11 protein-coding genes and 1 tRNA gene are annotated in these 12,970 nt (G+C 53.6%); 4 read left to right on the forward strand and 8 right to left on the reverse strand.

The window, feature by feature from the left end:
* Nucleotides 1–89: 89 nt before the first annotated feature.
* Nucleotides 90–641 carry an endonuclease SmrB gene (smrB, locus tag L6R44_RS15015; RefSeq protein ID WP_237424645.1) on the forward strand — a complete coding sequence of 184 codons (552 nt, stop codon included), beginning with the start codon at nt 90–92 and terminating at the stop codon, nt 639–641.
* A gap of 46 nt (nt 642–687) precedes the next feature.
* On the opposite strand, the gene sixA is transcribed toward smrB, so the two are convergent.
* From sixA to L6R44_RS15035, 4 genes are all read right to left on the reverse strand, one after another.
* Nucleotides 688–1,173, reverse strand: a complete 486-nt coding sequence (sixA, locus tag L6R44_RS15020) for a phosphohistidine phosphatase SixA (RefSeq protein ID WP_024907662.1) — start codon at nt 1,171–1,173, stop codon at nt 688–690.
* Between the two features lie 209 nt (nt 1,174–1,382).
* Nucleotides 1,383–3,530: a fatty acid oxidation complex subunit alpha FadJ gene (gene fadJ, locus L6R44_RS15025; RefSeq protein WP_237424646.1), complete on the reverse strand. Its 2,148-nt coding sequence runs from the start codon at nt 3,528–3,530 to the stop codon at nt 1,383–1,385.
* Nucleotides 3,530–4,840, reverse strand: a complete 1,311-nt coding sequence (gene fadI / locus L6R44_RS15030) for an acetyl-CoA C-acyltransferase FadI (RefSeq protein WP_237424647.1) — start codon at nt 4,838–4,840, stop codon at nt 3,530–3,532. The genes fadJ and fadI overlap by 1 nt, the downstream gene beginning before the upstream one ends.
* 236 nt (nt 4,841–5,076) lie before the next feature.
* Nucleotides 5,077–5,361, reverse strand: coding sequence for a YfcZ/YiiS family protein (locus L6R44_RS15035; protein WP_032642037.1), 285 nt, complete (start codon nt 5,359–5,361; stop codon nt 5,077–5,079).
* A gap of 372 nt (nt 5,362–5,733) precedes the next feature.
* On the opposite strand from L6R44_RS15035, the gene fadL reads away from it, so the two are divergent.
* Nucleotides 5,734–7,056, forward strand: coding sequence for a long-chain fatty acid transporter FadL (fadL, locus tag L6R44_RS15040; RefSeq protein WP_032642038.1), 1,323 nt, complete (start codon nt 5,734–5,736; stop codon nt 7,054–7,056).
* 44 nt (nt 7,057–7,100) lie between these two features.
* On the opposite strand, the gene mlaA is transcribed toward fadL, so the two are convergent.
* On the reverse strand, nt 7,101–7,853 hold the full coding sequence (gene mlaA / locus L6R44_RS15045) for a phospholipid-binding lipoprotein MlaA (protein WP_032642039.1): 753 nt from the start codon (nt 7,851–7,853) through the stop codon (nt 7,101–7,103).
* Nucleotides 7,854–8,168: 315 nt separating this feature from the next.
* Here mlaA and L6R44_RS15050 point away from each other — a divergent pair, with 315 nt between their 5' ends.
* Together L6R44_RS15050 and L6R44_RS15055 are read left to right on the forward strand one after the other, a co-directional pair.
* Entirely contained in the window at nt 8,169–9,104 is a 936-nt protein-coding gene (locus tag L6R44_RS15050) for a formate/nitrite transporter family protein (RefSeq protein WP_032642040.1), read from the forward strand.
* A 68-nt stretch (nt 9,105–9,172) separates the two neighbouring features.
* Nucleotides 9,173–9,244, forward strand: a tRNA-Arg gene (locus L6R44_RS15055).
* A gap of 41 nt (nt 9,245–9,285) precedes the next feature.
* Here the strand turns inward: L6R44_RS15055 and L6R44_RS15060 are convergent.
* The 3 genes from L6R44_RS15060 to L6R44_RS15070 form a co-directional block, all read right to left on the reverse strand.
* On the reverse strand, nt 9,286–10,605 hold the full coding sequence (locus tag L6R44_RS15060) for a VasL domain-containing protein (RefSeq protein WP_237424648.1): 1,320 nt from the start codon (nt 10,603–10,605) through the stop codon (nt 9,286–9,288).
* Nucleotides 10,606–10,651: 46 nt separating this feature from the next.
* Nucleotides 10,652–11,896: a GIY-YIG nuclease family protein gene (locus tag L6R44_RS15065; RefSeq protein ID WP_237424649.1), complete on the reverse strand. Its 1,245-nt coding sequence runs from the start codon at nt 11,894–11,896 to the stop codon at nt 10,652–10,654.
* A 596-nt stretch (nt 11,897–12,492) separates the two neighbouring features.
* The gene (locus L6R44_RS15070; RefSeq protein ID WP_077064472.1) at nt 12,493–12,963 is read right to left on the reverse strand and encodes a hypothetical protein; all 471 of its coding nucleotides are present in this window, start codon (nt 12,961–12,963) and stop codon (nt 12,493–12,495) included.
* Nucleotides 12,964–12,970: the final 7 nt, after the last annotated feature.

Below are 12,970 nucleotides of genomic sequence, written 5' to 3' on the forward strand. Positions count from 1 at the left end.
GCGATAAATCAGCAATGACGCGTCCCGCTTGAGGTTAAAAAATGCGTTTAGTCGGGTACACTGTCGGAAATACGAGATGAGAATGACGAATGAAAAAGAAAACATCGCTCAGCGAGGAGGATCAGGCGCTGTTCAGGCAGCTCATGACCGGGACGCGTAAAATCGCGCAGGACACCATTGTCCATCGCCCGCAGCGTAAAAAAATCACTGAAGTCCCGGTCAAACGGCTGCTGCAGGAGCAGGCGGATAATAGCCACTATTTTTCAGATGAATTTCAGCCGCTGCTGAATACGCAGGGCGCGGTGAAGTACGTGCGCGAAGACGTCAGCCATTTTGAGCTGAAAAAATTACGTCGCGGGGATTATTCGCCGGAGCTGTTTCTCGATCTGCACGGGTTAACGCAGATGCAGGCCAAACAGGAGCTGGGGGCATTGATCGCCGCCTGTCGCCGCGAGCATGTTTTTTGCGCCTGCGTGATGCACGGCCACGGTAAACATATCCTTAAGCAGCAGACGCCGCTGTGGCTGGCTCAGCACCCGCACGTGATGGCGTTTCATCAGGCAACGAAAGAGTACGGCGGAGATGCCGCATTGCTGGTGTTGATAGAAGTAGAAGAGTGGCAGCCGCCAGAGTTGCCCTGACAGCACGGCGGGAAGCTGATTGCTCCCCGCCCTATCGCACGTCACGTCAGATCGCTTTTGCCATCTTCAGGTTGCACGGACTCATTTGCCAGTTGAAGACACCTTTGCCCGTTTCGTCGAGAGAAACATTGGCAATGGCAGATGTCGTGAACATCGGCGGGGTCTCGCCCGGGCACAGCTCAGATACCAGATAGCCAACCAGTGGCAGGTGGGAAATGACCAGCGCGGAAGCGACACCTTCATTGCACAACGCCTGAAGATAAGCGCTGACAAGGCCGACATCGCCACAAGGGGTGAGTTCAGGAAGAACATCCACGCTGGACGGCAGGTTCATACACTCCCCTACCACGTCCAACGTCTGTTCTGCACGCAGGAACGGACTCACCAGAACGCGCTCGATGTCCACTTTTTGACCGTTAAGCCAGTTCGCCATCAGACGAGATTCGTCGCAGCCACAGACGGTCAAAGGACGTACTGAGTCACTGGCGGCATCGAGTGCCGCGTCGCCGTGACGCATGATAAAAACTTGCATATTGCACCGCTTTTGTTAACCAGAATCACCGGCGTTAACTACCCGCGATAGATGCTATGAGGTAGAAAACCCGATGGCCGGGCATTGTGCCTGATCCATTCGGTGAATGAAACGCTGTTTTTTACCTCAATGGCGTAAGTATAGTCAATATCTGTTTACAAAATCGCCAGAACAGGTTCATTTACTTTAGGATTTACCCTTCTTTGACCTCAGCTTACGAGGACAGTTTCCCTTGCAGGCCAAAATGTCTGGCCTCGTTCCGCCATCTGCAATAATTCGTCACACGGTGTGAACCGCGGACCATATTGCGACGCCAGACGCTGCAGGATCGCAACCACTTCACCCGCGCCGAGCGTATCCATATAACGGAACGGGCCGCCAAGAAACGGCGGGAAACCAATGCCAAATACCGCGCCGATGTCGCCGTCGCGCGCGCTCCCGATGACCTTTTCACCAAAGCAGCGCGCCGCTTCATTGAGCATCATCATCACGCAGCGTTCAGCGCACTGAACGGCGGACAGTTTTCCCTGACCGCTGGTCGAAATAAGCCCATAAACCGAAGGGTCGACCTGTTTCTTGCTTTTACGCCCTTTCGCGCCGTAAAGATAGAAACCGCGTTCATTTTTTCTGCCTTTGCGATCGTCCTTCAAAATCGCAGAAACAATGTTTGCAGGCGGGCTAAAACGATCGCCATAAGCCGCCTCCAGTACAGGTATAATTTTAGTGCCGGTGTCTATTCCCACCTCATCCAAAAGTTGGATTGGGCCAACGGGGAAACCAAACTTTACCAGCGCCTCGTCGACGTGCTCGATCTTCTCGCCTTCCGTCAGCAGCCGCATGGCTTCATTAATGTAGGGAGCCAGAATGCGGTTAACGTAGAAGCCGGCTTTATCTGCGACCACGATCGGCGTTTTGCCCTGCTTCTTGGCAAGCTTGACCACCGTGGCGATGGTTTGCGGGCTGGTGGTCGCGTGGGGAATAACCTCCACCAGCGGCATTTTTTCGACCGGGCTAAAGAAGTGCAGCCCTATCACCTGCTCCGGACGCGCGGCGTTTGCCGCGATATCGCCAATAGGTAATGACGACGTATTGGAGGCGAAAATGGTGTGCGGCGCGCAGCGTTGCTCAACGTCTGCCACCATCTGCTGCTTAAGCGCCAGATCTTCAAATACGGCTTCAATCACCAGGTCGCGGCGCGCAAAACCGCTGTAATCCGTCGTACCGGAGATCATCGCCAGGGTTTTATCACGCTCGCTTGCCTTGATATGGCGGCGTTTGACCTTTTGATCAAGGCTCTGCCAGCTGTACTGCAGCGCGTGATTGATTCCCTTAGGATTAATGTCTTTGATGCGTACAGGCAGTTTGCCTTTGCTGGCGGTAACAAACGCGATACCGCCGCCCATGAGCCCCCCGCCGAGTACGCCAATGGCGCGCAGCGGTGCGGGTTCAGCCTCGCTGCCGGGATCTTTTTTCACGTCCGTGCTGGCGAAGAAGATGCTGCGCAGCGCCCGGGACTGCGGCGTCATCGCCAGTTCACCAAAGGCTTTGGCCTCCGCGGCATAGCCGCTGCTGCTTCCCTGGGCCAACCCTGTCTCAATGACCTCCAGGATCCGCTTTGCCGCCGGGTAGTTACCTTTGGTTTTTTGTTCGGTCTTTTTGCTCACCATGTTGAACAGGAACGCTCTCCCCAGCGGGCCGGCCAGCACGCGCTCGCGAACCGGCAGAGGACGTTTTGCCTGACGCCCTTTCAGCGCAAGCTCAACGGCGGCCTCCAGCAAAATGGACTGCGGCACGACGTCATCGACCAGACCGGCTTTCAGCGCCTGACGGGCACGCAGCTGTTTACCGGTTAAGATCATCTCCAGCGCCGTGCTGACGCCCACCAGGCGCGGCAGCCGCTGCGTTCCGCCGGAGCCGGGCAGCAGGCCCAGCTGCACCTCCGGCAGGCCGAGAATGGTTTTCGCATCGTCGGTACAAATGCGGCTGTGGCAGGCCAGCGCCAGCTCAAGTCCGCCGCCCAGACAGGCGCCGTGGATCGCTGCGATAACCGGGATCGGCAGGCCGTTGATCTCGGCCATCACCTGCTGGCCCTGACGCGCCAGCTCTTCGGCTTCCAGCGCGCTTTGCGCCCGTGCAATCATGTTGATATCGGCCCCGGCGATAAAGTTATCCGGCTTGGCGGAGATAAACACCAGGCCGCGAATGGCTTTGTTGTCGCGGATCTGCTTTAGCATCGCGCGCACCTGAACGCCAAATTCGGCCTTCAGGGTATTCATCTTTTCATCAGGCACATCAATAGTGATAACGGCCACGTTATCGAGGCGAACCGTCAGATTAAATGCAGATGGCATATCCATTATTCAGCCTCCAGAACCATTGCTGCGCCGAGGCCGCCCGCCGCACAGGCGGTAACAAGGCCAAACCCGCCGCCGCGGCGACGGAGTTCATGTAATGTTTGCGTGATCATCCTCGCCCCCGTGGCGGCAAACGGATGTCCGTAGGCGATAGACCCGCCAAGCACGTTGAATTTACTCTGATCCACTTCGCCCGTGGCATGGGCGCGGCCCAGCACATCGCGCGCGAAGCGCTCGCTTGCCAGCAGCTGTACGTTTGCCAGGGTTTGTGCGGCGAAGGCTTCGTGCATATCAATCAGGGTTAAATCAGCCAGCGTCAGCCCCGCGCGATCCAGCGCCAGCGGCGTGGACCAGGCCGGTCCCAACAGCATGTCCTGCCAGACGTCAATCGCGGTGAAGGCATAGCTGCGCAAATAGCCCAGAGGAGTGATGCCCAGCTCTTTCGCGCGGGATTCGGTCATCAGGATCACGGCGGCGGCACCATCCGTCAGCGGCGTACTGTTCGCCGCCGTCACCGTACCGTGCTTGCGGTCAAATGCCGGACGCAGTTTGGCGTAATCCGCCAGCGTTGAGGTGCCGCGAATATTGTTATCCTCAGCGAGCGGTTCGCGATAGGGCGGGATGTAGGCGGTCATGACCTCGTCGGTCAGCTTGCCTTCCGACCAGGCTTTTGCCGCCAGCTGATGTGAACGATGCGCCAGGGCATCCTGCTGTTCACGGGTAATGCCGTAGGTTTTCGCCATCTGTTCGGCGGTATCGCCCATGCGCAGGCCGGTGGAATATTCCGCGACGGCAGGCGGTACGGGCATGAGGTCGCGCAGGCGTAAACGCGAGAAGAGTTTGAGTTTCTGACCCGTCGTACGGGCTTTGTTGGCATCCACCAGGACGCGCGCCAGCTTTTTGCTGACCCCAATTGGCAGCACCGAAGAGGAGTCTGCCCCACCCGCAATCCCGGCGCGAATCGTGCCCGCCATCAGGCTTTCGGCAACGTTAGCCACGGCCTGGAAACTGGTTGCGCAGGCGCGGCTAACGCTGTAGGCGTCCGTATGCACGTTCATCCCGGTACCGAGGACGATTTCCCGCGCAATATTGGGGGCTTCGGGCATCTGTACGACCTGGCCGAAAACCAGCTGTTCGATAACTTCCGGCGGAATTTCGCTGCGAGCCAGCATCTCCCCCACTACCATTTTCCCCAGGTCGACGGCCGGTATGCCATGAAACGCCGTTGCCTGACGCGCAAAGGGCGTGCGCAATCCACTGACTATGGCAATGCGATCGCCCTGACGGGTAATAAGCGGTAATGCCTGACTCATAACACTCCCCTGTAAAAAATTTACGCAAATATAAAGTGGTCTGACCTGATAATAGTCTTAACCATTTTTTTACATTCAGCCAATCAGGGAAACGAAAAAGTGCGAGCTAAAACACAGAGAAGAAAAAGAAAATGCTCCGAGGTAAAAGCAAAACGGTAACCCGTAGGTTACCGTTTTTAATGTTTGCGCCCTCTCCTGTGGGAGAGGGTCGGGGTAAGGGCATCAGGCCGCAGAAATTAACGCAGACCCAGCTGGAAAATCAGCGTTTCTGCTTCGCAGGCGAAGACGAAGTCGATGTCCAGCTTCACGCCGCCTTCCACTTCGGTAAAGGTAGACTTGATTTCACATGGATCGGATTCAACATCACGCGCACGCTTGCTCAGCGCGGCCAGGGTTTCTTCCGCGTCAGCGCGGTTGGTGAATACGCGGCTGTAAGAGGCGGTGCAATCGGTGTTGTCCATGATGGTACCAACATCCATACAGCAGCAAACCGGGGTTTCATCAGCACTGCATTTACTCATAGCTCAATTTCCTCTGTATTCGCGCAGCGCGCGAGATAAACACGATGCTGCTATTTTACGCCCCGGCGCGGGCTCTCTCCAGCCGTTAATGGCGCAAAATCGGATAAGTGACCAATATCACACTAAAAAATGATCTAAAACAAAAACCACCCTTTTGGGTGAGTCGCGATGGTCACAATTTTGCCAACCAGATCTCGTTTCACGAAACATGTTTGAAAATATTAATAAACAAACTTGCAACATTCAGGCTGGTCGGACCTATACTCTGGCCACTGGTCTGATTTGTCTGTCATACCTCAGACCCTACACTTCGCGCTCCTGTTACGGTATGTAACAATTATTGAATAAAAATAACTCAATGAGGTTATGGTCATGAGCCAGAAAACCCTGTTCAACAAGACTGCGCTGGCAGTCGCAGTGGCACTCGTCTCCACTTCCGCCTGGTCAGCGGGCTTTCAGTTAAACGAATTTTCTTCCTCTGGCCTTGGCCGCGCGTATTCCGGGGAAGGCGCTATTGCTGATGATGCGGGTAACGCGAGTCGCAACCCTGCTTTAATCATGATGTTTGATCGTCCGACATTCTCTGCCGGTGCTATTTTTGTCGATCCAGGGGTTGATATCTCTGGCCGTTCACCGACAGGCGCCAATCTGAAAGCGGATAACATTGCCCCAACGGCATGGGTTCCAAACATGCACTTCGTGGCGCCGATTAACGACCAGTTCGGCTGGGGCGCATCCGTAACCTCAAACTACGGTTTAGCAACCGAGTTCAATAACGACTATGCAGCTGGGGCTTTCGGCGGTAAAACCGACCTGGAAACTCTGAACCTGAACCTGAGCGGTGCTTACCGTCTGGATAACCACTGGAGTTTTGGCGTTGGCTTTGACGCTGTGTATGCAAAAGCGAAGATCGAACGCTACGCGGGCGACCTGGGCAAAGTCGTCGCGGGCTCAGGCGCACTGCCGCCAGCCCTGGCGCGTCAAGTTGCGGGTATCCCGGCAGACACTCAGATCGCGTATCTGAAGGGTGATGAGTGGGGCTTTGGCTGGAACGCCGGTATCCTTTATGAAATCGATAAAAACAACCGTTACGGCTTTACCTACCGTTCCGAAGTTAAAATCGACTTTGATGGCGATTACAAGAGCAGCCTCCCTTCAGCTTATAACCAGATCCTCGGCAACTTCGGTCTGCCGATGGGAACCAATGGCCAAACCACTGGCGGCTCTCTGAGCCTGCACCTCCCTGAAATGTGGGAACTGTCAGGTTATAACAAAGTGGCTCCACAGTGGGCTGTCCACTATAGCCTGACCTACACCAGTTGGAGCCAGTTCCAGGAACTTAAGGCGACCAACAGCAACGGCGACACGCTCTTCTATAAAGATGAAAGTTTCCGTGATGCTTACCGCATCGCGCTGGGGACTACCTACTATATGGATGACAACTGGACCTTCCGTACCGGTATTGCCTTCGATGACAGTCCGGTACCCGCTGACAAACGTTCTATTTCCATTCCCGATCAGGACCGCTTCTGGCTGAGCGCGGGTGCGACTTATGCATTCAACAAAGACGCCTCTGTTGATGCCGGCATCTCTTATATGCACGGTCAAAAAGTTAACTTTAAGGAAGGTCCTTATGAGTTCTCTTCCGAAGGTAAAGCCTGGCTGTACGGCATGAACTTCAACTATGCGTTCTAATCGCGCTTGAATCAAAAAAGGTGAGCATCGCTCACCTTTTTTATTTACTCCGAATCGATATCTTTGAGTTCGTTTTCGATCGCCTTCGCGTTCGGGTTCTCTTCCGGCTTCAGCTTACCGCCGTTGGCAATAAAGTCATGATTCTGGAAGTAGGCTTCACGCACCATAATGTATGGATCGGAAGACTGGCGAAGCAGACCATCAGAGTCGAGCAACTGCGCGCGGGTTTCAATGCCTTCCACCGTCCATTTACCCACCGACAGCGGCCAGGTCAGCCACGACAGGACCGGATACAGCGTATCCACCATATCGCCACCATCGTCGCGGATCGTAAAGCTACCGTAGAACGGTAACTGCACGTAAGGGCCATATCCGACGCCATAATGTCCCAGCGTGCTGCCGAACCGGTGCGGCTGTTCACGCTGCAGTTTCGGGTTCGCCATGCCTGCGACGTCAATAAAGCCGCCCATCCCCAAAATGGAGTTCAGGAAGAAGCGGGTAAAGTGCACCATCCCCTGATACGGATTACCCTGCAGGAAGTAGTTCACCATTACCGCAGGCTCTTCGAGGTTGCTCGTAAAGTTACTTAACCCGTTACGCGCAGGTTGCGGAACATAATCACGCCATGCTACTGCCACCGGACGAACCACATACGGGTCCAGTACGTTGTAGTTGAAGTTATACATGGAGCGGTTAAATCCTTCGAGAGGATCGGAGCGTCCCGTTTGCTCACCGGAGCTGGCGCAGCCCACAAGCATCGTCGCGCCAAGCGCAAGCGCCGACAGCCGAAGTTTCATAAATATCTCCCTGTTCAGTATGGCTATCGTTGATTGCCATCCGTAACGGAGCCGTTGGCGCTCCGTCTGTAAACGTGCAAGCGATTGTAACAGCACGTTTACCGATGTCTATGAGCACAATTACGGGCAGTAACCACCGTGACTCTGATCTCAGCATAGCCTGGCTTTTGGAATTCGTTTCGCTGCCAATTTTATAATGACTTTGAAAGAGATGTATCGCCTTTGTTGTCATTGCCGCCAATTTAAGAGCATCCCCACAGGCAATCTGATAAAAGCCGCTACGCTTAACAAAAAGATCAACCTCCGGGAGCAGATATGAAAGACATTGGTGAAGAAAAAATTGGTGAGAGCAATGAGGAACTTGAAATTGAAAGCGAGGAGAAAGCGCGCGGCGAGAAGATAGAAATTGATGAAGATCGCCTTCCCTCCCGCGCGATGGCCATCCACGAGCATATACGCCAGGATGGCGAAAAAGAGATGGAGCGCGATGCCATGGCCCTCTTCTGGTCTGCCATCGCTGCCGGGCTCTCAATGGGCGCATCTCTGCTGGCAAAAGGGATATTTCATGTCCAGCTGGAAGGCGTCCCCGGTGGATTTTTACTGGAGAACCTCGGCTATACCTTCGGCTTTATTATTGTCATCATGGCCCGCCAGCAGCTGTTTACCGAAAATACGGTGACCGCCGTTTTGCCGGTAATGCAAAACCCAACCCTCGGCAATTTTGGTTTATTGATGCGGCTTTGGAGCGTGGTCCTGCTGGGTAATATGATCGGCACCGGCATCGCGGCATGGGCATTTGAATATATGCCGATTTTTGATGAACCCACTCGGGATGCCTTTGTGAAAATTGGCATGGACGTGATGAAAAACACCCCAGTCGAGATGTTCTCGAATGCCATCATCTCCGGCTGGATTATTGCCACGATGGTCTGGATGTTTCCCTCGGCGGGGAGCGCCAAAATTGTGGTGATCATATTGATGACCTGGCTGATTGCCCTGGCGGACACCACGCATATTGTGGTTGGTACCGTTGAAATCCTCTATCTGGTCTTTAACGGCACGCTTCACTGGAGCGATTTTTTCTGGCCTTTCGCCCTTCCGACGCTGGCGGGAAACATCTGCGGCGGTACGTTTATCTTTGCGCTGTTAAGCCATGCTCAAATACGTAACGACATGTCGAACAAACGCAAAGCTGAGCTTAAGGCACAGCAAAATGAGGATAAATCAGCAAAAAAACGGGCTGAACGGTGACTCTTTGAGCAGTCAGGCGGCGATGCGCTTAACGCAAAGTGCAAATAACGCTATACTCGTGCCGCCTCGTCCCCTTAGTTAAATGGATATAACGAGCCCCTCCTAAGGGCTAGTTGCAGGTTCGATTCCTGCAGGGGACACTTTGACCTCCCTCTCTTTTTCGCAAAACTGCGCCTTCAACCTATTGAGCAGAAGCATCCTGTTTTATTTGGGCATAGCGCATTAACAGCTGTTTGAAATGCAGTTCAAGTTGCGTCTTGTTAGCTTCAGGAAGCGCATCTCCTGCAGGAGTCTGCGACAGCCTTCGCAGCTGTTCTTCGGCCGGTATCGACTTATTAAATGACTGCATGGCGGCAAAAACGACTGACTTCAACTCACTCACGGTCATGTATTTACCCTTCTGCTCATCAAGGCCATTCAGGCGATGACTCAGCGTCTCCAGCGTTGCCATGCCCTGGTGCCAGCCGTTCAGTTGTTCATCCGGTAACGCCGCGGCATTCCGCTGTTGCTGCCAATGCTTTACAAGTGGCTTAGCCTGCTCCGGCCACAGTATCTCCGCCTGCTCGGTGAGTTTTCGACTATAGGTAATGCTCCAGTCGGGAGGCAATTTATCCAGCAGGGCAAGCTGCTGCTGCGTTTGCGCAAGCGCCGTTTGCGGTAGCGGAGATTGCTGCCGCAACGTTTTAAGCTGTTCAGATGAAAGAGGTGCTGGGAGGGGTGACAGTGAGGCTGCAAGCTGAGCCTGTAGCGGGTCAGGGTAGTTAAGATACTGCCAGCCCCACACTGCAAGTGCGCTTATCGTCAGCATGGTACACATCCCGGCGATGAAGAATTTCCATCTATTCACCTGAACGGGTATTGCCGTCTGGACTTCCACATTCGCCCGGTGTTCCGGCTGCGCGACGTATACCCACTTTGCCGCTTCGTTCCGGGCGATATTTTCCTCTACCGGACTGCTGGCTGGGACCGTCGCTCCATCGCTGTTTTCCAGTCGGACTGCGCTGCTGTGCACCTGAACACGCAACGTCTCGAGCTGGCTGAGATGCTTAAGCTCGAGACGCTGCAGCACCTCCCCCAGCGCGGTGAGGCGTTGCTCAGCCTGATAGAGCTCTCTGAGGTCGCTGTAGTTGAATGCAAGCGAGCGCAACCGTTGCTGCAGACGCTGGCTCAGGCTGCTGAGGATTTCCATTCGGGCATGAACCGGCTGCGGCCACAGCGTCCCCCACTGGTGGCTTATCAGCGCCTCCAGTATCGCCAGCCCTTCATTGAGCCCGGGCAGCCCGGCCAGCTGCGTTCGAGCCAGCGTATACCAGGAGAGCGTCTGTAGCTCCACGCCGTTCTGCTCAAACAGTGAGAGACAGCGTTTTTCGACGTACTGCCAGTTCACATCGGGGCGAGCCGGATGTGTCAGCTTACTGAGCTCATCGCGCAGAGCGGCATAGTCCGGCAGCGTGCGCGGGTCGCCGCCGGTTTTGATTGTACGCGGGGTGATGTCTTTCATGACCATATATCCATTTGATGTGGCTGGAACCAGACGAAATTAATGTTTATGCGGCTTCGCTTTCTGCATATTCGAGACTCTGCAGAAACTGTAGCGCCACCGGGTCAGCAATATATTCGACCTGCCCGTGATGACGCTCCACCTCATCAATTATTCGGCTGAGCTCGACCCGGAAAAACTCCTTACGCAGGTTGACTCGGTTAATCCGGTATCTTTCCAGATGGTCATGCAGTGTCTTTTCAAGCGCAGGGGCGTCATCGCAGGAAATCATGGCGTGGACGTCAAAATCAAACGGCACGGCTGCCCCGCTCAGTTCTTTCACGCGCTCCATAGGCTCCAGTCGTCGGGTCATACCGATTTTAAATACGTTTTCACCGAAGGAGCCAATATTCGAAATCACATATACGTGTCCCTGCTTCGTGAGCTGGGCCATGGATTTGGCGCGTTCATACTGCTGATGCACGTCCCGGATTTTCTGCTCCAGCTCCAGACGCTGTCTTTCCAGCTCTTCCCTGTGAGCACCTTCAGCGGCGAGCAGAGCTTCTTCCAGTAAACGCTGCTGCTCTGCAAGGCGTTGCTCCTCCTCTTCCGCTTCGCGCTGCTGCTGTTCCAGCTCATCCTGTCGCTGTTTCTCTTCCCGGATCTGACGCTTAAGCTCTACCTGATATTCTTTTTCTTCCTGCGCTTTTTCCAGCAGGGCGACCTTATGCAGAAACTGCTGTTCTACGTCTTCCCAGTCGGCATTATCTTCAAGTTCCAGAAAAGTGATTTTCTCGCTGATATCGGCGTAAGCGCCTCTCTCCTTCCTGAGCTGGTCATACTTGCTTTGCCAGTTATTTATCGTGGTGCCGGAAAGCAGTGTTTTGACTTTGAATTTATACGCGGAGTCCACAATACGCTGCAGTGCCCGGGAGGCTTTATTTCTGGCATTGTGAAAATCATCCCATTGGCCGGAAAGTTGTTTCTTTCCCTGATACAGACCGCGAGCCACTTCTGTACTGACGGTTTCGTCAAAGGCTTTCTCTTTCTGTGCCAGGTCCGACACAGCCTGCTCGAGCTCCGTTGTCTTCTTCCTGAACCCACGATAAATGAGAATCCGCGCTATGAGCGCAACGGCAATTAATAAACCAAAGAACAGAGCAATAATGCCAGCCGGATTCGATACAGACTCAATGAATCGCTCATTAAGATTAATTAATGCTCTTATCGCAACATAAACACCCCAAGCAATCACACCAAGAATAACCAGAATAATACTCGCAGCATTGTTATCTTTTTTTCTTCGTGCCATTTTTTAATTTATTCCCTTTTTTTTAATCCTGATTATTTAATCTGTACAACGGGAAAATATGCTTTACCATATCGTATTAATACTGATTTCCTGAACAAATCGGTAAATGGGTATAGCCGGGCTTATTAGCCATGTACAGGGGAGCGCATGTGGGCTGTCGGGGTTGTGCCCTGACCGGTTCGTCGTTTTCTGCAACGGGTTGCAATTTCTGCTTTTTCACCGCTGTCATCTTTTTCGTCTGCGTTTTTGGAGTGTAAGTGGACGTTTTTACCCGATTGCCCACTTCTGAGGAACCATAACCGGAACAAAATCGCTTTGACTGACTCAGGCTCCCGTCATTACAGACAAAACTGCCATCTGATGTACAGTGCGATATCCCGCCTTTTGAGCCTGAGCAGGGCTGCCTTCCACGCGCAGCGTCGGCTTGTGCCGTAAACAGCATTCCTAATATCAGAAGGAGGATTAATTTTCTCATTTCCATATCCGTGATTTATTTCGCTACTTTGGGGGTAAATAATCTGAAAGCTATTAACTGTTTCGTCAGAAAAATATGCAATGACTCAACGTAAAGATAACAAGTCATCTTTCAGTACCCGCTATGGCAGTAGTACTAAAGCCAGACCATAAAATGTACTTTCATCAAAACTTTGCCCAGGGCGGGATAGAGCCCCAGACGGAGCAAAGGTCCAGTCGTTCTCGATACCTGACCGCATGAATAAACGCCCCAGTGGAGTCATGCGTTCTCCATCATGAAAAGTCACCTCCACGCACCCGGTCACGCCCTGACCGTACAAAAATAGTGGCATAAACTTTATGGCCCGGTCCTCGACACGCAGGACGATACCGGCAATGTCAAAAGCCCCGCCTTCCACCAGCAGGTCAGTGACGGATGCCATGAACGCCTCTACAGTCAGTCCGGTATCCACCAGCCACGCGTCCATCAGTTCCTGAAGTTGCGTTATACGCTGGCGAAATTCCGCAATATCCGCCTGAGTCTTGCTGGCAAATGAGACCGGGACTGGCTGTCTGGCCTGTAGTTTTTTGAGGAACTGTGATTTAACTGACATGGTATTC

This window comes from Enterobacter cloacae complex sp. ECC445, assembly GCF_021892025.1.
In the GTDB taxonomy this organism is placed as follows: domain Bacteria; phylum Pseudomonadota; class Gammaproteobacteria; order Enterobacterales; family Enterobacteriaceae; genus Enterobacter; species Enterobacter chengduensis.